At 41.5% G+C, this 22,723-nt stretch carries 18 protein-coding genes, 1 tRNA gene and 2 pseudogenes; 19 read left to right on the forward strand and 2 right to left on the reverse strand.

Translation table 11 applies throughout. The annotated features are described in order from the left end of the window. Positions 1–24 precede the first annotated feature (24 nt). The gene (efp, locus tag C2M35_RS11110; RefSeq protein ID WP_105213424.1) at positions 25–591 is read left to right on the forward strand and encodes an elongation factor P; all 567 of its coding nucleotides are present in this window, start codon (positions 25–27) and stop codon (positions 589–591) included. Between the two features lie 111 nt (positions 592–702). Then, positions 703–1,683: an elongation factor P--(R)-beta-lysine ligase gene (gene epmA / locus C2M35_RS11115; protein WP_105265343.1), complete on the forward strand. Its 981-nt coding sequence runs from the start codon at positions 703–705 to the stop codon at positions 1,681–1,683. 129 nt (positions 1,684–1,812) lie between these two features. Here the strand turns inward: epmA and C2M35_RS11120 are convergent. After that, positions 1,813–1,888 (reverse strand) — tRNA-His (locus C2M35_RS11120). A gap of 291 nt (positions 1,889–2,179) precedes the next feature. On the opposite strand from C2M35_RS11120, the gene C2M35_RS11125 reads away from it, so the two are divergent. The 16 genes and pseudogenes from C2M35_RS11125 (at position 2,180) to C2M35_RS11200 (ending at position 20,415) form a co-directional block, all read left to right on the forward strand. Further along, positions 2,180–3,001 (forward strand): mechanosensitive ion channel domain-containing protein, encoded by an 822-nt coding sequence (locus C2M35_RS11125; protein ID WP_105265344.1) that lies wholly within the window; start codon positions 2,180–2,182, stop codon positions 2,999–3,001. A 19-nt stretch (positions 3,002–3,020) separates the two neighbouring features. Then, a complete protein-coding gene (locus C2M35_RS11130) occupies positions 3,021–3,797 on the forward strand; it encodes a DUF481 domain-containing protein (RefSeq protein ID WP_105258050.1) in 777 nt (258 codons plus the stop codon). 102 nt (positions 3,798–3,899) lie between these two features. After that, complete coding sequence (locus C2M35_RS11135; protein ID WP_105265345.1) at positions 3,900–6,590, forward strand: SLBB domain-containing protein; 2,691 nt, start codon at positions 3,900–3,902, stop codon at positions 6,588–6,590. A 12-nt stretch (positions 6,591–6,602) separates the two neighbouring features. Beyond that, positions 6,603–7,559, forward strand: coding sequence for a Wzz/FepE/Etk N-terminal domain-containing protein (locus C2M35_RS11140; RefSeq protein ID WP_105265346.1), 957 nt, complete (start codon positions 6,603–6,605; stop codon positions 7,557–7,559). A gap of 1 nt (position 7,560) precedes the next feature. Next, positions 7,561–8,835 carry a Vi polysaccharide biosynthesis UDP-N-acetylglucosamine C-6 dehydrogenase TviB gene (tviB, locus tag C2M35_RS11145; protein ID WP_105265347.1) on the forward strand — a complete coding sequence of 425 codons (1,275 nt, stop codon included), beginning with the start codon at positions 7,561–7,563 and terminating at the stop codon, positions 8,833–8,835. 8 nt (positions 8,836–8,843) lie between these two features. Then, positions 8,844–9,788 carry a Gfo/Idh/MocA family protein gene (locus C2M35_RS11150; protein ID WP_105265348.1) on the forward strand — a complete coding sequence of 315 codons (945 nt, stop codon included), beginning with the start codon at positions 8,844–8,846 and terminating at the stop codon, positions 9,786–9,788. Position 9,789: 1 nt separating this feature from the next. Continuing rightward, positions 9,790–10,380 (forward strand): acyltransferase, encoded by a 591-nt coding sequence (locus tag C2M35_RS11155; protein ID WP_105265349.1) that lies wholly within the window; start codon positions 9,790–9,792, stop codon positions 10,378–10,380. Positions 10,381–10,383: 3 nt separating this feature from the next. Continuing rightward, positions 10,384–11,463, forward strand: a complete 1,080-nt coding sequence (locus C2M35_RS11160) for a DegT/DnrJ/EryC1/StrS family aminotransferase (RefSeq protein ID WP_105265350.1) — start codon at positions 10,384–10,386, stop codon at positions 11,461–11,463. Next, positions 11,460–12,644 (forward strand): glycosyltransferase, encoded by a 1,185-nt coding sequence (locus tag C2M35_RS11165; protein WP_105265351.1) that lies wholly within the window; start codon positions 11,460–11,462, stop codon positions 12,642–12,644. Before C2M35_RS11160 ends, C2M35_RS11165 begins: the two co-directional genes overlap by 4 nt. Positions 12,645–12,689: 45 nt before the next feature. Continuing rightward, entirely contained in the window at positions 12,690–14,108 is a 1,419-nt protein-coding gene (locus C2M35_RS11170; protein WP_105265352.1) for a lipopolysaccharide biosynthesis protein, read from the forward strand. Positions 14,109–14,116: 8 nt separating this feature from the next. Continuing rightward, positions 14,117–15,180, forward strand: a pseudogene (gene wecB / locus C2M35_RS11175) (non-hydrolyzing UDP-N-acetylglucosamine 2-epimerase). A 4-nt stretch (positions 15,181–15,184) separates the two neighbouring features. Continuing rightward, positions 15,185–16,288, forward strand: a complete 1,104-nt coding sequence (locus C2M35_RS11180; protein ID WP_105265353.1) for a glycosyltransferase family 4 protein — start codon at positions 15,185–15,187, stop codon at positions 16,286–16,288. A gap of 20 nt (positions 16,289–16,308) precedes the next feature. Then, positions 16,309–17,447, forward strand: a pseudogene (wecB, locus tag C2M35_RS11185) (non-hydrolyzing UDP-N-acetylglucosamine 2-epimerase). Between the two features lie 71 nt (positions 17,448–17,518). Next, on the forward strand, positions 17,519–18,511 hold the full coding sequence (locus C2M35_RS11190; protein ID WP_158677969.1) for an EpsG family protein: 993 nt from the start codon (positions 17,519–17,521) through the stop codon (positions 18,509–18,511). Positions 18,512–18,518: 7 nt separating this feature from the next. Beyond that, complete coding sequence (locus C2M35_RS11195) at positions 18,519–19,625, forward strand: hypothetical protein (RefSeq protein WP_105265355.1); 1,107 nt, start codon at positions 18,519–18,521, stop codon at positions 19,623–19,625. A 10-nt stretch (positions 19,626–19,635) separates the two neighbouring features. Further along, positions 19,636–20,415 carry a glycosyltransferase family 2 protein gene (locus C2M35_RS11200; RefSeq protein ID WP_105265356.1) on the forward strand — a complete coding sequence of 260 codons (780 nt, stop codon included), beginning with the start codon at positions 19,636–19,638 and terminating at the stop codon, positions 20,413–20,415. 58 nt (positions 20,416–20,473) lie between these two features. Here C2M35_RS11200 and C2M35_RS11205 read toward each other — a convergent pair whose 3' ends face one another. Then, positions 20,474–21,382 (reverse strand): exopolysaccharide biosynthesis polyprenyl glycosylphosphotransferase, encoded by a 909-nt coding sequence (locus tag C2M35_RS11205; RefSeq protein WP_234000055.1) that lies wholly within the window; start codon positions 21,380–21,382, stop codon positions 20,474–20,476. Between the two features lie 344 nt (positions 21,383–21,726). On the opposite strand from C2M35_RS11205, the gene galU reads away from it, so the two are divergent. Continuing rightward, positions 21,727–22,605, forward strand: a complete 879-nt coding sequence (galU, locus tag C2M35_RS11210; protein ID WP_105265358.1) for a UTP--glucose-1-phosphate uridylyltransferase GalU — start codon at positions 21,727–21,729, stop codon at positions 22,603–22,605. Positions 22,606–22,723 lie beyond the last annotated feature (118 nt).

A 22,723-nucleotide genomic window follows, 5' to 3' on the forward strand; every position in this document is an offset into this window, starting at 1 on the left:
CGAGAAATTGTATTAGAGGACAAGATGGCGAATTATAGCACCAACGAGTTCAAGGGTGGCCTTAAATTTATGATGGACGGCGAGCCTTGCAGCATCCTTGAAAATGAGGTTGTTAAGCCTGGTAAAGGTCAAGCGTTTAACCGTGTAAAGGTACGTAAGCTGATCTCTGGTAAGGTTTTAGAAAAAACCTTTAAATCAGGTGAGACGGTTGAAGGGGCCGATGTAATGGATACCGATCTGGCGTATCTGTACACCGACGGTGAATTCTGGCACTTCATGAACAACGAAACCTTTGAGCAGATCGCCGCAGACGAAAAAGCGGTTGGCGACAACGTGAAATGGTTAGTTGAAAACGACTCATGCACCATCACCCTATGGAACGGTAACCCGATTGCTGTGACTCCACCTAACTTTGTTGAGCTGGAAGTAACGGAAACGGATCCGGGCCTAAAAGGTGACACAGCCGGTACCGGTGGCAAGCCTGCAACCCTTAACACGGGTGCGGTAGTTCGCGTTCCTTTGTTCATCCAAATCGGTGAAGTGATCAAGGTTGATACGCGCTCTGGCGAATACGTAAGCCGTGTAAAATAAACGCTTTTAGCGTTACAATCCCTTCGGGACAAGCCCTTAGGGATAAGCCCAGCCCGGCTAGCCGCGCTGGGATTTTTTACGTCTCAGTTTTGCAAAGTGAGGAAAGAACGAATGAGTCAGCAAGATGTTTTATGGCAACCGAGTGCGAGTATTGAAACGCTGAGGCAGCGCGCCGCTATTTTACGGGCCATTCGCGAATTCTTTTTTGAGCGTCAGGTGTTGGAGGTGGACACGCCATCTTTGTCCCAGGCGAGCGTGACCGATGAGCATTTGCAAGGCTTTGCCACCGAATTTGTCGGCCAGGGCTACGCCCAAGGTTTACCCCTGTATCTGCAAACCTCGCCGGAATACGCCATGAAGCGTCTACTAGCGGCGGGTAGCGGCGCAATCTACCAAATTTGCAAGGCGTTTCGTAACGAAGAAAATGGTCGCCATCATAACCCCGAATTTACCATGCTCGAGTGGTATCGCCCTGGGTTTGATGAGTTTTCACTGATGGATGAAATTGACGAGCTGATGCAACTGGTGCTCGATACCGAGCGCGCCGAGCGTATCAGTTATCAGCAGGTGTTTCTTCAGGTGCTGGCCATAGATCCATTAACCGTTACACTGGAAGAGCTAAAACAGGTGGCCACTGCGCAGGGCTTTGGAAACATTGCCGCTACGGAGCGCGATGCAGATACTTTGATGCAGTTACTTTTCTGTATGGTGATTGAGCCGCAGATAGGGCAAGAGCGCCCCTGTTTTGTGTATCACTTTCCTGCATCCCAAGCCGCATTGGCGCGGCTTAATGAGCAAGACCCGCGCGTTGCCGGTCGCTTCGAGCTTTATTATCAGAATCTGGAGCTGGCCAACGGCTTTAATGAATTAACCGATGCCAGCGAACAGCGACAGCGTTTTGAAAAGGATAACAAAAAACGCCTGGAGCGCGGATTGCAGCAAGTGGATATGGATGAGCATCTGCTGGGTGCATTAGAAGCTGGCTTACCTGCCTGTGCCGGCGTGGCATTAGGAATAGATCGCCTGGTGATGCTGGCGTGTAACAAACAGCATATTAAGGAAGTCTTAAGTTTCGATGTTGATCGAGCTTAGTCGCTATAGAGTATGGGTGTCGGCCGGGTGGTCGGCATTTTTTAAACGCAGTTTGGCTTCGAATAGAGCTTCAGCTTAGAAGGTATCTACTTAGGTAATCAAATGGAGATTTAAAAAATAAGGGGGAGATGGGGCGACTGACGAGACTTGAACTCGCGACAACCGGAATCACAATCCAGGGCTCTACCAACTGAGCTACAGCCGCCATAAAGAAGTTACACACCTCTCGATGTGTGGCGCGCATAATACATAGTTTAATTGAGGTTGTGAAGAGTAAATTGGCGAGTTTTTTCCGTTTGCTGTAAATTTAATCACTAAAGGTACGTAACTAGATAAAAAATAGGCAAAAAGCACCACTTGCTTTTATTATTAGGTGAGCCGCAGCAATGTTGGGTTGCGGTTTATGAGAAAGTTTTGAGATAATTACGGATTAGGTACAACGAAGTTGTTTAATTTCATCGTTGTATCAAACAAAAAGCGGATGATAGGAGCGCTAATGGAAACTGTAACTAACTGGATCTCTGAAAACTCGGATCTACTAATACACTATGCGGTACAATTTGTACTTGCACTCGTTGTCTTCTTTGTTGGTATGCGCATTGCTAAATGGTGTAGCAACTTAACTCAAAAAGCATTTGCAAAGCGTAATGTCGATAAGGCTGTAGGTTCATTCTGCGGTAGCATTATTTATGCGCTGGTTTTTGTTGGTACCATACTGATGGCTTTGTCTCAGGTTGGTATTGAAACAACATCCTTTATCGCTATTTTAGGTGCCGCTGGCTTAGCGGTTGGTTTAGCGCTACAAGGCTCGCTATCAAACTTCGCTTCAGGCGTGCTTATTATCATCCTTCGTCCTTTCAAATCAGGCGACTACATCGAAGCGGGTGGTAAAGCCGGTTCGGTACGCAAGATTGAAATCTTTTCAACTGAGCTAAATACGCCAGATAACAAAATCATCGTAATGCCTAACTCAGCCATTATGTCTGGCCCTATCGTGAATTATTCTCGCGAACAGACTCGTCGAATCGACTTGGTAATTGGTGTAAGCTACGACGCGGATCTGAAAAAAGCGAAAAGCGTATTAAAGTCGGTACTTGATGCCGAAAGCCGTATTTTGAAAGACCCAGCCTACACAGTGGCTGTGAGCGAGTTGGCCGATTCAAGCGTTAACTTCGTTGTTCGTCCTTGGGTGAACACAGCAGATTACTGGCCAACGTATTTCGATCTAATGGAAAATATTAAGATTGAACTAGACGCTAATGATGTTGGCATTCCATACCCGCAAATGGATGTGCACTTACATAAAGCTGGCGAATAATCAGGGGAATATCGCTAACATGAAATTGAAGTACCTATCTCTATTAGTTGCAGCTTGTGCTGCAACTAATGTTGTTGCAGAAGAGAAAAAAACCTGGGAAGCAAACGCCGAACTAGGCGCCATTATCACCAGTGGTAACACCGAAACAACGACCTTTAAAGGCGCGCTAACCGTTAAACACAATTTAGAAAAGTGGAATAACGAGTACAAATTAAGCGGCCTGTACAAAGAAGATGAAGTTGAGCAGGACGATGGCACTAAAATTACCGAGCGCACCAATGAAAAGTACTTTGGTTCTGCACAGGGTAATTACAAATTAAACGAGAAGAATGCGCACTTATTCATCTATGGCTCATATCTGAGCGATTACTTTGGTGCCTATCGTGAGGAAGCTGTGATTTCGGGCGGTTATGGTTTACGCCTAATCGACAATGAAACCATGGTATTAAATGCCGAATTTGGTCCTGGTTATAAGTATTTTAGATACCCGGATGACAGTACCGAAGTTGATGACAACGGTCAGTCGCTTGCCGATGAATGGGAAGGTGAAGTGATCGCGCTAGCTAAAGCAGATTATACCTGGCAAATCTCTGAAGGTGCCAAGTTTACTCAGCTTTTGGCGGTGGAATATGGTGATACCAACACCAAAACTCGCTCTGAGACAGCTTTGCTAACTAAAATCAACGGCTCATTACAAATGAAAGTTGGTTTCAATGTTACGCACAACTCAGATGTTGCAGATGACAAAGACAATACCGATACTGAAACGGCATTGACCCTAGTTTATAACTTCTAAGTTCACAAAAACCCACGTTGAAATTGCTTTTTTCGCATTTTTTTCGTGGGTTTTGTCGTGTATGATATGCCATCTTTTTGAGAGTCAAACATGCAGGGAAAAATGTTTAAGACCTACCTGGGCGCCTTGTCCGCCATTTTTATTTTGTTTTATGCCACTGCCGTTCAGGCGCTGACCCCATCACCTGCGCAAATCGAACAGTTCAAAAAGCTACCTCGCGCTCAACAAGAAGCTTTAGCACGCCAGTATGGTGTAGATGTTGATACTATTTTAGGCAACTCAGCTAAAACCACTCCAAACAACCAAGAAGTTGAAAGCACCATTGGCGAGCGTAGGCTTAATGCTGAAAATGCTGAGCCACAAACACCAGAAGAAAAGTTTAAGCCAAAGAAAGAAGAGCTAGAACCATTTGGCTATGACATCTTTGCCGGTGAGCCAACCAGCTTTATGCCGAGCGAAAGCGCCCCGGTTCCTGATGACTACATAGTACGCCCCGGCGACCAAGTACAAATTTCCCTGTATGGTAAAGAGTCGGCTACGGTAGACGCGAGCATCGATCGTTCTGGTCGTTTAAGCATTCCTAAACTGGCCCCAGTGCATGTAGCTGGCATGACCTTCAAAGAATTAAAAGCCCTGGTAAGCGAAAAGGTCAGTAACGAGATGATAGGCGTAAAAGCCTTTGTTTCACTTGGCCAACTGCGCAGCATTCGTGTACTCGTAGTAGGTGAAGCATATAAGCCAGGCAGTTATACCTTGTCTTCACTAAGCACAGTAACTCACGCGCTGTTTGCCAGCGGTGGTGTAAGTGAGATCGCCTCTTTACGTAATATCGAAATTAAACGCGGCGGTAAGGTTGTTAACCGTTTCGATCTGTATGACCTGCTTATTAAAGGCGATAGCAGTAACGACATCATCCTAAAACCAGGTGATGTAGTGTTTATTCCCCCTGTTGGTGCTCAGGTTAGCGTTGCTGGTGCAGTAAAGCGTCCGGCCATTTTCGAGCTGAAAAAAGGTGAAAGTACGGCTGACTTACTGGCCATGGCGGGCGGAATGAAGGCCAATGCCTACAGAGAAAAAGTTACGGTAGAGCGCGCCGGCCAAGGCGACTATAAGCAAATTCTTTCCTTTGACTTCTCTAAAGGAAGTGCCGGCTACACTCCACGAGACGGAGACGTGGTACGTGTTAGCGAAGCCAGCAGTGCCTATAACCAAGCGGTGACCGTAATCGGGGCCGTTACGCGCCCGGGTGAATACTCTTGGCATCAGGGCAAGCGTATTGGCGATATCATAGGTTCAATCCGTGGTGCGCTATTGCCGCAGGCCGACTTGAATTATGCAATTCTGCTTCGAGAAGTGGATGTATATGGCAATATCGATGTGTATCAATTCAGCCTGGCTAAGGCAGTTGCAGGTGATCTTGCTCATAATCTGATACTAAACCCGCGCGATAAGGTCATAGTCTTTAGCCGTTTTGAGTCAAAAGAAGAAGAACAAGATGCATTAAAGCAGTTGGCGTTAACGGAAGAAGAGCAGGAATTACAGAAAAAGGTAAAATTGTGGCACCTGTTTGAACAACGTCAGTTCGAAGAATTCGTAGGCGCGAAAAAGCCACTCTTTAGTGAAGAAGTGGAGACAGAACTAAAAGGTAAGCAAAAGCTCACCGATCTTATTGCTGCGCGCTCAAATGATGAAGAAGAAGAGGAAATTGAATACGCAACCTTTAGCCGTAATCAACTGCTTGATAAGGTTATTAAAAAGTTACAGCTACAAGCCGGTGCCGGTGAGCGCATCAAGCTGGTAGAAGTAAATGGTAATGTTCGCTTCCCTGGCGTATATCCGCTGGCCAATAATATGGCTGTTATCGACTTAATTACCGCCGGTGGTGGCCTAACCGAGTCAGCATACCTAGACAAGGCTGAAATCACACGCTCTAAAACCGGCACAAATGATGACATTGAGCATATCACCTTTAACCTTCAAGGAGCCTTAGAGGGCACTTTAGAGGAAAACCCACTTTTACATAGTAAAGACAGTCTTAATATTCTAACCATTCCAAATTGGCAGGAGAATATTAAGGTTACCCTGGAAGGTGAGGTTGTTTTCCCAGGGCAATACACCATTCGTCGTGGTGAAACCATGAAAGACGTGATTGAACGAGCGGGTGGTTTCTCTGACTTCGCAGCAATAGACGCAGCGGTCTTTACGCGTAAAACCATTCAAGAGCAAGAGCGTGCTCAAATTGAGCGTTTAACAAACGAGTTACGTCGCGATCTGGCGTCAAAAAGCTTTGAACAATCAATGAATAGCGTCAACCTTTCATATGATGAAATGACTAGCTTGATAGTCGATTTATCGCAGATGCCTACGCTAGGGCGTTTAGTTATCAGCCTGGATGATATTCTGGCCGATAAGCAACAACTTGTACTGCAAGATGGTGATGCGCTCTATATCCCCTCTAAACGCGACTCAATTAGTGTAATTGGCGAGGTAAACTATGCGACATCTCACCTTTATAATGCCAATACAGATGTGGATGCCTATATCCGTCTTAGCGGCGGCACCAAGGCACGAGCCGATGAAGAGCGCATCTACGTTATTAAAGCTAACGGCTCTGTCTATATCCCCGAAAGCAAAGGTTGGTTTGCCGTTAATACCAGTAAGCAATTGGAGCCAGGAGACACCATAGTGGTGCCTATGGATACAGCGCACATGGATAACCTTACCCTTTGGAGCACAGCCACGCAGATCTTCTACCAGCTAGGTGTAGGCGTTGCGGCTATTAGCGGTATTTAAGGAATAGCATCTATGAATGATCAAAATATCCAAATAAAACGAGCTACCTTTGTAGATGATGAAATCGATTTAAAAGAGCTGTTTTTGGCACTGTGGCAAGGCAAGTGGATCATTATCGGCACAACAATAATCGCGGCTGTTATATCAGTCGTGTACGCATTGAGCCTGCCGAACATCTATAAAAGTGAGGCGCTTTTAGCTCCCGCTGAAGATAACCAAAGTGGTGGGCTATCAGGGTTAGCGGGTCAGTTTGGCGGTCTAGCCTCTCTTGCTGGTGTAAACCTTGGAAGCGGAAGCGCTGATAAGACCACTATCGCACTGGAGCTGCTAAAAAGCCGCTCTTTTATCGGTGAGTTTGTTCAAGAACATAATTTGAAGCCTGTGATTATGGCGGCAAACGGCTGGGATCAAGCAAGTAATAAAATTATGTACAACCCAGAGGTTTATGATTCTGAAAAAGGTGTTTGGGTACGTGAAGTAAAGGCACCTAAGCAAGCTGAGCCAAGTCTGCTTGAAGTACATGGTAAGTTTACTAAACAGTTCTTAAATGTTTCGCAAGACAAAGAAACAGGGTTAGTGACTATATCTGTAAAGCACTACTCGCCAGTAGTAGCCAAAGAGCTTACAGACAAGCTAATTGAGCAGCTCAACAATACGATGCGAGCAAACGATATCGCAGATGCTGATAATAGTATTGAATACCTTAATAATGCCCTGCAAGAAACGTCGGTTGCTGATATGCAGAAGGTGTTTTATCAATTAATCGAGCAGCAGCAGCAAACAAAAATGCTGGCAAGTGTTCGAGCTGAATATGCTTTAAAAACAATCGACCCTGCTGTTGTTGCTGAACTAAAGTCTGAACCTAAACGTGCGCTAATTTGTCTCGTAGGTGTCTTGGTTGGGGGAGTGTTGTCATGCTTTATTGTTGTAGTGCTAAGCACAGTCCGTAAAATTAAGAAGAGTAGATAGAATGGATTTAAAGAATAGTAAAATTGCTATTATCGGCCTAGGATACGTAGGGTTACCTCTTGCTGTTGAATTCGGTAAGCATTATCAGGTACTTGGGTTTGACATTAATCAGGCCCGTATTGATGAGTTGCTTTCTGGCCATGACTCTACTCTAGAAGTATCAGATACAGATCTCGCTAGTGCTACAAACCTGACGTACTCTTGTAAACGCGAAGATTTAAAAGACTGCAATATATACATTGTTACAGTTCCTACACCTATTGATGATAGTAATGCACCTGATTTAACCCCATTACAAAAAGCCAGTGAAATGCTGGGATATGCAGTTAATAAAGGTGATCTGGTTGTTTATGAATCAACCGTGTACCCTGGCGCTACAGAGGAAGTGTGTCTTCCTATTATCGAAAAGGTCTCGGGTCTAAAGTTTAATGAAGACTTTTTTGCGGGTTACTCTCCTGAGCGTATAAACCCAGGTGACAAGGTGAATACCCTCACTAAGATTATGAAGATTACTTCCGGTTCTACGCCGGAAGTTGCTGATTTTGTCGATAACCTTTATGGCTCAATCATTGAAGCAGGAACTCATAAGGCCAGTTCACTGAAGGTAGCGGAAGCGGCTAAAGTTATTGAAAACACCCAGCGAGACTTAAATATCGCAATCATTAATGAGTTTGCGAAGATCTTTAACCGCCTTGGCATTGATACCGAGGAAGTCTTAAATGCAGCTGGAACCAAGTGGAACTTCTTAAAGTTTAAGCCAGGCCTTGTGGGTGGCCACTGCATTAGTGTTGACCCTTATTACTTGACTCATAAAGCACAGGAAGTAGGTTATCGACCCGAAGTGATTTTAGCTGGACGGCGTATTAATGACGGTATGGGCGAATATGTTGCTACTCAGTTGGTGAAAAAACTGTCTAGCCAAAAGATTCACATTGATGAAGCTAAGGTGTTGGTACTTGGTTTTACTTTCAAAGGTGATTGCCCTGACGTGCGTAATACCAAGATCATAGATATCGTTCGTGAACTACAAGACTTCAATATGGAAGTGGATGTATATGATCGCTGGGCTAGTCCAGATGAGGTTCAGCACGAATACAACCTTGAGCTTATCAAAGAGCTTAAAGAAAGCTATTACGATGGTGTTGTGGTGGCGGTGGATCACAGTGAGTTTAAAGAAATGGGGATGGCTGCCTTGCGTAAGTTAGGTAAAGAAAACCACGTGTTATATGACGTCAAGCACGTGCTACCGGTAGGTCAGTCAGATATCAGATTGTAAGGATTAACATGAAAAAGTTTGCTTTAATTGGTGCTTCTGGTTACATCGCACCTCGCCATCTTCGCGCTATCAAAGATACCGGAAACGACCTTGTTGTTGCCATGGATATCAATGATTCAGTTGGTATCATGGATAGTCATTTTCCAAATGCTGAATTCTTTACCGAATTTGAAGATTTCACGGCATTTGTGGAAGACCAAGAAATGCAAGGAAACAAGCTAGACTACATCGCGATTTGTAGCCCTAACTACCTACATGCCCCGCATATGAAATATGCTCTAAAAAATGGCATAGATGTTATTTGTGAAAAGCCACTGGTGCTGGAATCGAGTGACATGGATGTATTAAAAGGCTATGAAGAAAAGTACGGCGCTAAAGTAAATTCAATTTTACAGCTACGCCTTCATCCTTCAATTATCGCCCTAAAAGAGAAGGTTGCGGCAGCTTCGGCAGATCATATTTTTGATGTTGACCTAACGTACATGACTTCTCGTGGTAAGTGGTATATGAAGTCATGGAAGGGTTTCGATCATAAGTCTGGTGGTGTTGCTACCAATATAGGTGTGCATTTTTACGATATGTTGCATTTTGTATTTGGTGAACTTCAACATAACGAAGTGCATTATCGCGATGAAAAAACAGCCAGTGGTTATCTTCAATATGAGCGTGCCCGCGTTCGTTGGTTCTTATCTATTGATGCTAACAACTTGCCGGAAAATGCCGTGCATGGCGAGAAAACAACCTATCGCAGTATTACTATTGGTGATGAAGAACTTGAATTCTCGGGTGGTTTTACCGACCTACATACGCAAAGTTACCAGAATATTCTTGCCGGTAATGGCTTTGGCGTAGATGAAAATCGTGTTGCTATAGAAACCGTTGAAAACATTCGTGTAATGCCAATTGCTGAAGCGGGTGATAAAGCGCATCCGTTGCTTCACAAGGTGCTGTAAAATGGCAGTCGATTATCAGGTGCATGAGAGCGCTATCGTTGATGATGGCGCACAAATTGGGGAAGGTAGCCGCGTTTGGCATTTTGCTCACGTATGTGGTGGAGCCAAAATTGGCTCTGGCTGCTCTTTAGGACAAAATGTTTTTGTAGGAAATAAGGTTACCATAGGCAACAATGTAAAGGTCCAAAATAATGTGTCGGTATACGACAATGTGCATTTAGAAGACGATGTATTTTGCGGCCCTAGTATGGTTTTCACCAATGTGTACAACCCGCGCTCCTTTATCGAGCGCAAAACAGAATATCGTGACACCCTTGTAAAGAAAGGCGCTACGCTAGGCGCGAACTGTACGATTGTTTGCGGCGTAACCCTAGGTGAATATTCGCTGATTGGCGCCGGCGCAGTAATAAATAAAGACGTAAAGCCTTTTGCACTTATGGTTGGTGTACCTGCAAAGCAAATCGGATGGATTAGCAAGTATGGTGAGCAGTTAGACTTGCCGCTAGAAGGCGAGGCACAAACAAGCTGTCCCCACACAGGTGATATCTACAAGTTATCAGGTTCTACCCTGACGCTAATTGAAGAAGAATAAGTCATGCAGTTTATCGATCTTAAAGCTCAGTATGAGCACTTAAAAAGCAAAATAGATAAGCGTATTCACAATGTTCTCGAACATGGCCAATACATTATGGGGCCTGAGGTTCAAGAGCTAGAGCAGAATCTGGCAGATTATGTAGGTGTTAAGCATGTGATTACCTGTGCAAATGGCACAGATGCGCTAACACTGGCAATGATGGTTCTAGATGTAAAAGAAGGCGACGCAGTTTTTTGTCCAACGTTTACCTTCTTTGCAACCGCTGAAGTGATAGCGTACGAAGGCGCTACGCCTGTTTTTGTCGATTCTGATCAAGACACCTTTAATATCTGCCCAGTAGACTTGGAAAAGCAAATTCAAAAAGTGATTGCCGAAGGTGAACTTAACCCTAAGGCTATTATTGCAGTTGATTTGTTCGGCCTGCCCGCTAATTATCCGGCACTGCAAAAAATTGCAGATAAATACAACCTCAAGTTGGTGGAAGATGCGGCGCAAGGTTTTGGTGGGGAGATAAACGGTCAGCGTGCAGGTAGCTTCGGTGATATTGCTACAACCAGTTTCTTTCCAGCTAAACCGCTAGGTTGTTATGGGGATGGTGGTGCCATTTTCACAAACAATGACGAGTACGCAGAATTACTTCGCTCTTACCGAGTGCACGGTAAGGGAGCGGATAAATATGATAACGTTCGCATCGGTATGAATAGCCGTTTAGATACCATTCAAGCCGCTATCCTGTTGGAGAAGCTAGCAGAGTTTCCAACGGAGCTAAAAGCTCGCAATCGAGCCGCTGATAAGTATTCCCGCGAGTTGGCAGGTAAGTACAAGATACCTGTTGTTCCAGAAGGCTATGTAAGCTCATGGGCTCAATATACCTTAGTCAGTGACGATCGCGATGCTGAAATGGCTAACTATAAGGAGCAGGGTGTGCCGACTATGGTGTATTATGGGACCTGTATGCATCAACAAACGGCTTTTAAGGAGCTAGGCTACACTGACGAAAACTTCCCTATTGCTTCTCGATTAGCCTCACAAGTTTTTAGTCTTCCAATGCACGGGTATATGGCTGAGGTATCGTTTTGAACCATAAAGCGCATATTTTAGTACTTCCTTCTTGGTATCCTCGCTATAAAGGGGACGTTGTGGGGAGCTTTTTTCGTGAACAAGCGATAGCTCTTTCTAAGTATGGTCATCAAGTGGGGGTGATCTTCCCTGAAATTAACTCGTTAAAAAAAATTTTTAACTTTAATGTGTGGTCACAGCAGATTGAAAAAGATGATGATGTCATCAATACCTACCGTTATCGATTTTTTAATATGGCGCCGAAGTGCCGCACACTAAGCATCAAAAGCTATTTGCAAAAAGGTGAGGCATTATATCAACACTATGTGAAAACACACGGTAAGCCGGATATTATACATGTACATTCATTGTTAAATGCAGGGGTGCTGGCTCATTACTTAAGTGGAAAGTATGATATTCCTTATGTGGTTACTGAACATCAAACGGCGTTTGCTCGAGGTTTGTATTCAGCAGAGGTTTTCGCTGAGTTAAAGCCTGTTGTAAGTCAGGCAAGTAAGTGTATTGCAGTTAGTAATGAATTTAAGACGTTATTGAATGAGCAGTTTAATACAAAAAAGTGGGCCTATATCCCAAATATTGTTAACGACTCATTTTTTAGTAGTGAGATACCACCAAAAAAAAGTAGAAGTGATACGCTAACAATTATTAATGTTTGTTTTCTAGATAAAAAGAAACGGCTTGATGTGTTAATTAAAGCTTTCTCACAATTGAATGGAGAATATCCATTGACCAACTTGGTAATAGGTGGTGATGGGCCAGAGAAAGAAAACTTAATCGCTTTAGCTCAACACTTAGGTGTAGCTCACAAAGTTAGCTTTTTAGGTATGCTGACGCGAGAGCAAGTTAAGACTGAAATGATAAAAGCCGATTTATTTGCACTAACCAGTGAGTATGAAACTTTTGGTGTGGTGCTTGTAGAGGCGTTGGCGCTTGGAAAGCCTGTTTTATCTACCCGTTCTGGGGGGCCTGAATCTATCGTTATCGAGGATGTAGGTACTTTAGTTGATAAAAATGATGCTTTAGCTGTATATCAAGGGCTTAAAGAAATGTTAGGGCAGTGGCAGCGGTATAACGCTCATGATATTCGCTCGTATTGCCAAAAGAACTTCAGCGAGCAAGCTGTCGTACGCCAACTTACGATGGTCTACGATGAGATTCTTGTTTCTGAGGTAAATGAATAACATGGGACTGTTAGGCTATCAAGATGCCTTGACGGTGAAATTCAGATGAATAAAAAGCTAATTCTAGGCTATCTGGTTGGTCCTATTGGCTCTGGTCTGCTGGGCATAATTTCGTTACCTCTTATCACTTGGTTTTACAGTGTAGAAGATGTGGGCCGTGTCAGCATGCTACAAGTAGTGATGAGCCTTTTTGTGCTTGTTTTTTGCTTGGGCTTAGACCAATTTTATGTGCGTGAATATTATGAATCAAAAAATAAGCCTACACTTTTTAAGGCCGCTATATTACCAGGAGCTTTGCTCGCACTGGGAGCGTTAACGACTGCATTTTTTATTGATAGAACCCTCATATCTAGATTGCTTTACGCACAAGATAGCGAACATCTAAGCTTATTAACCTTAATATGTTTATTAGCGGCCTTGCTTTCGCGATTTTTTTCTTTAATTTTACGTATGCAAGAACGCTCTTTAGCATTCTCTATGGCGCAATTGCTGCCAAAAGTATTCTTTTTACTATTTATAGTTGCCGCTGTATGTCTGAATACAGGCAGCTCTTCAATAACCTTGGTAAGTGCCCACACCTTATCAATAGTTATTGTGTTATTAGTGTTTATGTGGAATACCAAAAAGGACTGGCGGGAAGCTATATCATCACCGCTAGACATCGAACTATTGAAAAGAAGCCTGCATTTTGGTTTGCCGCTTGTTATTGCTGGCATCGCCGTATGGGGCTTAAATGTAATGGATAAACTGTTTTTACGTTATCTATCAACCTTAGCTGAACTGGGCGTCTACTCTGTAACCATGAGCTTTGCGGGGGTTGCAACTCTTTTTGCTGGGATTTTTAATCTAATTTGGGCACCTTTGATTTATAAATGGGTGCATGAGGATAAAGTTGATATAGATAAGCTTGAGAATGCTTCATCGCATTTTTTAGCAATAGTTTATTTCACAACTATGCTATCTGTGGCATTCTCATGGGTCACTCCTTTATTCTTACCGCAAGAGTATGAAGCGATAGCGTATTTGTTACCTCTTTGTTTATTGCACCCTCTCCTTTACACCCTGTCAGAAATAAAAGCCGTTGGAATTACAATTGTAAAAAAAACCAAACTTTCAATGTACGCATCTGTTACGGCTATGGTGATTAACTTTACAGGAAACTATTTACTTGTTCCGAACTATGGAGCTTTGGGGGCCGCCGTCTCAACCTCAATTGCCTTCGGTGTGTTTTTTATACTTCGGCTGGAGCTTTCTTCATTAGTTTGGGTGAATTTGAGAAATACAAAGAGCTATATTGTTACCTCCATTATTCTGATATTTCTGATTGCTAATGGGTTTGTTTTTAAGTCTGAATATATAGGTATTTCTTTGTCGCTATTTTTTTTGATTGGCGGTTTTTTTCTTTTTAAAGGAAGTTTTTTGTCAATTATTGAATTAATAAAAAACTCTAATATTAAAAAATAAGGTGTTTTGTGAAAAAGATTTTTACTATTATTGGTGCGAGGCCCCAATTTATTAAAGCGAGTGTTGTTTCTCGTGAGATTAAAAAAACAGGTGGTATTGAAGAAGTTATTTTACATACAGGGCAGCATTTTGATGTCAATATGTCAGATGTTTTTTTTAATCAATTAAATATACCTCGCCCTGATGTTAAGTTAGATATTCACGGCGGCAATCATGGAGAGATGACGGGGCGTATGCTAATAGAAATAGAGCAAGCCCTATTACAACATAAACCTGATAGAGTACTGGTTTATGGTGATACTAATTCAACACTTGCAGGAGCACTTGCTGCTACTAAATTACATATTCCAGTCGCGCATGTCGAAGCAGGGTTGCGGAGCTTTAATATGCAGATGCCTGAAGAAATAAATCGTATTTTGACTGATCAAATAAGTGATATTCTCTTTTGCCCTACAGATACTGCGATTCAAATTTGAAAAATGAAGGTGTTAGCGATAAACCAATAAAAACTTTACAAGTTGGGGATGTAATGCAAGATGCAGCCATATTATTTGCTGAGCAAGCAGTCCCCCCTATAAATGATCTTCCTAGGCAATTTATCCTTGCTACATTACACCGTGCTGAGAACACTGATGATCCAGTTAGACTTAAACATATTGTTGATGCTCTAAATTATATACACCAGGAAGTCGCTTCTGTTGTAATACCCTTGCACCCTCGAACCCGAAAATTAATTGTTCAACAGGGGTTGCAATTGGATGTTCACCTGATTGATCCCGTTGGCTACTTTGAGATGCTTTGGTTATTAGAGCATTGCCAGTTAGTTTTGACAGATAGCGGTGGCGTACAAAAAGAAGCATTTTTCTTTAAAAAAGCTTGTGTAACTATGCGTGATCAAACTGAATGGGTTGAGTTAATCGACATTGGTGCAAATGAGCTTGTTGGTGCTGATACAGTAAAAATAATCGATGCCGCCAATCGCCATCTTGGCCGGAAAGTTGTTGACGAAAAACAGCTATATGGCGGTGGAAATGCTTCGATACGAATAGTTAAAGAGTTACATAGAAGTTAAGTTAATGAAGAAAGTACTTATAGTAGGATTACCTTTTTTTCCACATAAATATCAATATTTGGTTGATTCTTATAAAAAGTCGGGTATAGAGCCTAAGGTTTTACTAAATTCAAGCCAAGAAGATTTTAATGGGGAGGTGAACGGTACTTTTTATTTTTCAGGTAGGGGGCGTTGGGGTAGGTTCCTCAGTTACTTTCGAGCACTTAAAGATTTTAAACCTAAAAATATAGATTGTTACGATTACTCCATATTCACAATTTTTTACATAATAACAGCAAGAGCTTTGGGTATAAATGTCAGGTATTGGCTAATAGGTTGGGAGCTTGTTGGTGATAATCAAAATACGAACGCAACATCCAAGGTGACTAGGTTTTTAACTTATGCCAAAATGAGGCTTTCTAGGTTATCTTTAAACTTTGCTAATCATATATATGCGAAAGAGCATCATCATTTAGAATCAATTAGAGCAATAAATCCACATCTTTTGACTAAAGTTATTTCGATCTACAACTGTGTCCCTGTAGGTGAATTTGTTGGTGGGTTTAATAGGGCGGGGGATTTTTTATACGCAAATGCAGTCATTGAAAAAAGGAATGTTATTGAGCTTATAGACTCCTTCAATGAGTTGAAAAATAAAGGTGCTTCATTTTCAGCATCAATATATGGCTTTAATTCTATATCAAACGATGTCTATGCCCCCCGAGGTGTCCATTACTCAGATAAGGCTTTAAATCATTTTAAAAATTTGGATTTGGATGAGAGTGTTCGCACTTATGGTTTTGTGAATAACATCAAAGATGTGATGAAGGAGTTCAAGTTTTTTGTCCTTCCTGCTGATATTGTCCTCGCTAATTATGCGTTATTGGAAGCTATGTCCTTTGGTTTAGTTCCGATCGTATACCCTGGTGACGGTTATGAGGTGCTAATTGATGATGGCATAAGTGGGATTGTTGCGAAGGATTACAATTTAACTAAAGCGTTAGAATGCGCTTTAAAAATGCCAGAAGATAAATACTTAGAAATGTCAGAGGCAGCATATAATAAAATAAAAAAAGATTTCTCATTGGCACTGTGGGAAAGAAAAATATCTCAAAATATCGTTGGATAATTAAGGGTTAATTAATGGCGATGAAAATCTTATCAGTTTTTGGTACGCGACCAGAGGCTATAAAAATGGCTCCTTTGGTTAAAGCTCTCGAAGAAGACGCTTTTTTTGAGGCTAAGGTGGTGGTGACTGCTCAGCATAGGGAAATGCTTGATCAGGTTTTGACACTTTTTGATATTACACCTGATTATGATTGAATTTAATGAGATCAGGGCAGGATTTATACGATATTACTAGTGGTATTTTGTTGGGGTTACGTGATGTTTTGAAAGCAGAAAAACCAGATCTCGTTTTAGTTCATGGTGATACCGCAACTTGTTTTGCAGCAACCTTAGCTGCCTTTTATCAACAAATTCCGGTTGGCCACGTTGAGGCAGGGTTACGTACAGGTGATCTTTTATCACCTTGGCCTGAAGAAGCAAATAGAGTACTCACTGGTCGATTGGCTAAGTGGCATTTTTCCCCAACGTCGCGTAATCAAAAGGCTTTACTTGCCGAATTAGTCAATGAAAAAGATATTATGGTTACCGGTAACACAGTGATAGATGCTTTGCATTGGGTTAATCAAAAGGTTGAAAATTCAACACAATTAAAAGATTCGTTATTGAGTACATTAACCAGTGCGGGACTGGCATCTGAATTACTAGCTAGTCGCTATGTGCTTGTAACCGGGCATCGACGTGAAAACTTCGGTGAAGGTTTTGAAAATATATGCAAGGCATTAGGGGAGCTGGCGCAACAAAACCCTGATGTACACTTCATTTACCCTGTCCATTTAAATCCCAATGTACAAGAACCTGTTAAACGTTTGTTGGGTAATTTAACTAATGTGCATTTAATTGCCCCGCTGTCGTACGAGCCTTTTGTCTATTTAATGCAGCGTTGTTATCTGGTACTTACAGATAGTGGCGGTGTACAGGAAGAGGCACCTGGTCTGGGAAAACCAGTTTTAGTTATGCGTGATACTACGGAACGCCCGGAAGCCGTAGATGCTGGGACAGTCAAGCTGGTGGGCACAAATGCAGCCATTATTGTCAATGAAGTACAGCGTTTGTTAGATGATGAGGCCTTATATCAATCCATGAGTCAGGCGACTAACCCTTATGGTGATGGTTTAGCCAGCCGACGTATTTTAGATTTTCTTAAAGAACACGCAAAATGATACCTTATCTGCTATTTCTAGTCGAGATATCAATCGGTACCATATTTGATAAATCTAAGTATGAGAACCTAGTGTTTCTTATACTTGCGTTTTCGTTACTTGTGTTTTCTGCGTTTCGTCTAGGAGGGGTCGGTAAAGGTGATTATGATGCTTACTTGCGGCTGTATGGAAATATTCAAAACTGGGAGCAGGTAGTTGACCCTACAGTTCATGTTGAATTTGGTTTTAGGTTTTTATCCTATTTAGGTAATGCGATCGGTTTTGACGGCCAGTTTATTATCGCTGTGATGGCATTGCTTTCAGGCGGGATTGTGCTTTATGTTATTTATAAGTATTCACCTTATAAAATGCTCTCCTTATTGGTTTGGTTTCCTTATTTTCTAAGCATGAATATGCATACGGCAAGAACCTCCGTAGCCGCAGCCTTTGGTTTGCTTTTTTTTATAGCGTTTATTCATAAAAAATATTATAAAAGTATCCTTTACTTTTTATTGGCATTTTCTTTTCATACCTCTGCATTGGTTCTTTTGGTAATATTCTTGACTCGCTTTCAATTAAAAACACTGTTGCTAATGCTGTCTTTTTCTGCGCTTTTCTTTGTTTTTTTTAGTCCCTTTTCTATGGTGATTCAAGCTTTTTCTTTAATTGGTTTCGAGAAGGTTGCAGCTTTTATTAGTATATACCTTAATTCCTCTGATTATGGTTACCCTATGCCTCTTTATGATCCGCGCATTTTATTAGGTTTTTTGGTTGTTTTTCTTATTTATAGGGCTAGAAGGTGGCTAAGTAATTATTTTAATGAGGATTATTTTAAAGTTTATATTCTCGGTATGTTTTTGATGATTTCGCTATCTGATGTAACGGTCCTTGCCTGGCGAATAAGTTACTACTTTTTACTGTTGGGTGTGATAGTCATCCCCTGGTTAGCCAAAATTTACAATGATGCAGATTATCAAAAAACATCAATCAAACGGATGGCAACTACCTTATTTATCTTGGTGTATTCATTGTATTCGATGCCAATCATATTGGCTGCTGAACCTTATGAATTTTATTTAAAATAATAGAGTCATGAAAAAAATAGTTTTTATAGATACCACTTGGCCTATCAATAGCAGAACCGCGCGTTTTAAGAGCACTTTGGCTAGAAAGTTTGATGTGATTGTCTCAGCATGGAATCGCGGGGAATATACAAAAGAAATCCCCGAGGACGCTAGAGTATTACAAAACAATCTTAAGTATGGTAATCAGCTAAAAAAGTTGCTTTCACTACCCAAGTTCATAAAGCATTGCTATAAAGTTATTAAAACTGAAAAAGCTGAAGTGATTTTTGCCAGTCATTGGGATTCTTTACTTTGTGCAGTACTAATAAAAAAATTTTTAAATAAGAAAATAGATGTTATTTATGATTGCTTAGACTTACCGACATCAAATAATCAACTTGTGCTAAATGGTTTGAGAGTACTTGAGCGTTACTTGTTGAGAAGTACTCAAGTGACAGTGCTGGCATCTCGTTATTTTAAAGGGTTATATAGCGAAAAATTAACTACTTATGTGTTTGAAAACTACCCTTCAAAAGTAACTTTTGAGAATGGATTAAAGCAGAATCAAAGTTACTTTCATGCTCCTATATCTATCGATGGTGTTTCGGTGGCTTGGATTGGTGTTGTTCGTTATTTTAATATTTTAGAAAATATACTTGAAGCGATTCAAGGAACGGATATTCATTTCTTAGTTTATGGTGATGGTCCTGAGCTCGAAAATTTAAAAAAACGTGTTAGCGATTTAGAAATGGATAAGCAGGTATCGTTTTTTGGTAAATACCAATTAGCGGACTTGCCTAACATATACGAGTCAGTTGATTTTGTATGGGCTGCATATCCGACAAAAGATTTTAATGCGCTCTATGCAATTTCAAATAAATACTTTGAATGTTCTTACTTTTCTAAGGTTCCTATCTTTTCAAAAGAAACAATGATGGCTAAAGATCTGAAAAACAGATCGAATAATGTCATTTTAATTGATGAATATAATGTTTCTGATATTCGGAAGGAGCTTCTTTCAAAATCTAATTTATTGAAAGAAAGCTATTCTAAATATGAGCCTGATATTTTTTGGGAAGATAGAGAGGATGATTTTCTTCGCTTTATTACATCAACAATAAAAAATAATATCTAGGATAGAAATTATGCCCTTAGTTTCAGTTATTATGCCGCTGTATAACGCAGCATCATTTTTAGAGGAAACAGTTCAATCTGTTATTCAACAAACGTTAACGGATTGGGAGCTAATTATTGTTGACGATTTTTCAACAGATAGTTCTTTATCGGTACTAGCTCCATTGATAGATGCTGAACCAAGAATAAAGTTAATTCAACAAGCAGAGAACGCAGGTGTTTCTGTGGCAAGGAATAAAGCAATTTCCAATGCTAAAGGTCGTTATATTGCATTTTTAGATAGTGATGATCTTTGGTTGCCATATAAGCTTGAGAAGCAAATTGATTTTATGCGATCAAATAATATTGCTTTTAGTTACTCAGCATACGAAAAAGTGGACGAGGCCGGAAATTGTTTTGGCCGTGTGGGAGTTCCTGAAAAAGTCGATTATAATAACTTATTAAAAACTTGCGTGATAGGTTGCCTAACTGCAATTTATGATACAAACCGACTTGGTAAAGTTTATATGCCATTGAATACAAAACGCGAGGACTTTGCGACTTGGCTATGTATTTTGAAAAAAGTAGATTTTGCTTATGGTTATCAGGATGTGCTAGCGCAATACAGGGTTTATGCTTCTCAAAGCTCAGGAAAAAAAGCTCAGATGGCGCAAGAAAACTGGTATTTGTATCGCCATATTGAGAAGTTGGGGTTTATTCGTTCCACGTATTATTTTGTTCATTATGCAGTTAAGGGGATTTTGCGTACAAAATGCCCCTCACTAGCTCGATTTCTAGGGGTGCTAAAGTAACTCCGATGCCAATTGGAGAGTGGAAAGATTCATTTTAGCATTCCAAAATGGGATGGGACTAACGTCCCATCCCAAAGAGCACTGTTTTGATGGTCAGTAATAAAATCTTTAAATCCATACGCCAACATTGGTGTTTAATGTAGTAAATATCGTATTTGTGCTTCCAAATAGCGTCTTCTGTGGATGCACCATAAGGGTACTTCACTTGAGCAAGACCTGTAATTCCCGGCCTCACCGCATGTCTAAAGCGGTAGTAAGGGATTGCCTTTTCTAAATCTGAAATAAAAACTTCGCGTTCTGGTCTCGGGCCGACCATGGACATTTCATTTTTAAGCACATTGATCAATTGCGGTAGCTCATCAATTCTCGTTTTTCGAATAAACTTGCCCACTTTGGTAACGCGGGCATCATTTTTAGTAGCCCATTTTGCACCACCCTTTTCAGCATCCGTTCGCATTGAGCGGAATTTGATCACGTTAAATTCTTTGTTGTATTTACCGGTACGTTTTTGTTTATAAAAGACTGGGCCAGGAGACTCTAATTTGATCATTAATGCTGTGATTAGGCCGATTGGAATCGCAATTAGCGAGAGTAAAAATACAAAGGCTAAGTCAATAAGTCGCTTAATCCTAAAGCTTCTTTTATTAGATAAGATAGAAAATGCTTTTTGATGTAAAAAGTAGCCGCTGTGTAAAATCTCAACTTCTGTATACCCCAGCTTTCGATCTAAAAAGCTGACTAATGGTTCTACCCAAGCACCTAACTCAGTAGCTGCGATTAGGTAGGATTGTTGCTCTTCAGTTAGGTTAGCGCTGCGGTAGTGGCAAAGGGTTTTACCTCGAAAGTCCCTAGTGTTGTAATTATTTACTTTAAAGTTAAAGATACTATGGCGACTTAACACTTTAATGAGTCGGCTTTCGTCTTCCTTAGGGCAGTAGACATAAACAGCGCGATTATCAAGAGTCATATTGTCTACAATCTCTAAATGAGGCTCTGCCTTGTCACTGGTGGTAATATGCAAGCCGGTTTCGTCATTACTTATGTTAACTTTACTCGCTTTAAAACTCATAAATGATGTTATATCCTGAAACTATTAATCCATTTGGGTATACACCTTGGGTTCTTCAATTCCCTTTTTCGTAACCCTAAAAGCAGACAAATTTTACACCATTTCACCCTTAACTCAAAGCTTGAAGCTAACAGGGCGGTTAATATGGTGAGTTTCCTCATGAAGTGTTAGTATTCTCCATTGTCTGGCCGTCTTCTTATGCGGTATATTTGTAAAATTATAAAACGGATTTAGATGATACGATGAAAGCAGTAATCCCAGTGGCGGGTTTGGGCACCCGCATGCTACCGGCAACCAAAGCCATCCCTAAAGAAATGCTGCCTTTGGTAGATAAGCCACTGATTCAATATATTGTTAATGAATGCGTGCGCGCGGGTATTAAAGAGATAGTGTTGGTAACACATTCCTCAAAAAACGCCATTGAAAACCACTTCGACACCAGTTTTGAATTAGAAGCAACGCTAGAGAAGCGAGTGAAGCGCCAGTTGCTTGATGAGGTGCGTTCTATTTGCCCAGAAGGCGTAACTGTAATGCATGTACGCCAAGGCGAAGCAAAAGGTTTGGGCCATGCCATTATGTGTGCTAGACCAATTGTCGGCGATAATCCCTTTGCGGTGATCTTGCCGGATGTAATCCTCGATGAATTCAGCGCCGATCAACGCACTGAAAACCTGGCCGCCATGATCAAACGCTTTAAAGACACTCAGACCAGCCAAATTATGCTTGAGGCGGTAGCTACGCAGGACGTAAGCAAGTACGGGATTGCTGATATTAATGGTGCTCAAATTGAACCAGGTGAAAGTGCCGTTATCAAACACATGGTGGAAAAGCCTAAGGTGGAAGAAGCGCCTTCAAACCTGGCCGTGGTAGGTCGCTATGTGCTATCTCATAATATTTGGCCGCTATTAAAGAAAACGCCCATTGGCGCGGGTGGGGAAATTCAACTCACCGACGCCATCGATATGCTTATTGAGCAAGAGCCGGTAGAGGCGTTTCGTATGAGCGGCCTCTCCCACGATTGTGGCGATAAGCTGGGTTATCTCAAGGCGTTTGTGCGCTATGCCCAGCAACACCCTGATTTAGGTGATGCGTTCACCGCGTATCTTAAAAACAGTCTGTAAAATGCGGGCTGTAGGCGAAGCCTGCAGCCAGCTTAGATAGCTTATACCGCTTAAGTTTTTCCCTCGCAGAACTTAATCTAACATTCATATCTATACGATAGTGTTTATCTAATACGAA

Source organism: Pseudoalteromonas sp. T1lg76 (assembly GCF_002964725.1).
In the GTDB taxonomy this organism is placed as follows: Bacteria; Pseudomonadota; Gammaproteobacteria; order Enterobacterales; family Alteromonadaceae; genus Pseudoalteromonas.